This is a genomic window from Streptomyces glaucescens (assembly GCF_002154375.1).
Taxonomy (GTDB): domain Bacteria; phylum Actinomycetota; class Actinomycetes; order Streptomycetales; family Streptomycetaceae; genus Streptomyces; species Streptomyces glaucescens.
Window position 1 is genome coordinate 33,491 of sequence record NZ_MUND01000018.1, and the last position, 451, is coordinate 33,941.

Annotated in this window: 1 pseudogene; it reads left to right on the forward strand. The window is 78.3% G+C overall.

The window, feature by feature from the left end:
• Nucleotides 1-451, forward strand: a pseudogene (locus CCN42_RS44080) (hypothetical protein); the annotation flags it as partial.

The following is a 451-nucleotide window of genomic DNA, read 5'->3' on the forward strand; positions in this document are numbered from 1 at the left end:
CCGCCGCAACCGGCGTCGCCACCTGGAGGAGCAGCGGGCGGCCCTGGAGAAGCTGCGCGTGGTCGTCGACGAGGACATCACCGCGTACGGCGAGGCACTGGACCGCCTCGACTTCCGGCCCGGCGAACCCGGCGCCGACGACGCGATGCGCGCCGACTACGAGCACGCCCTCGACGCCTACGAGACGGCGAAGACCCGGATGGCGGCCGCGCGGCTACCGGAGGACGTGCGGCCGGTCACCGAGGCCCTGGAGGACGGCCGCTTCGCCCTCGCCCGGCTCGCGGCCCGCCGGGAGGGCCGGCCGCTGCCGGAACGCCGGCCGCCGTGCTTCTTCGACCCCCGGCACGGCCCGTCCGCGGCCGACGTCATCTGGACGCCGGAGGGCGGGGCCACCCGCGAGGTGCCGGTCTGCGCGGCCGACCGGGCCCGGCTCGCCGACGGCCTCGACCCC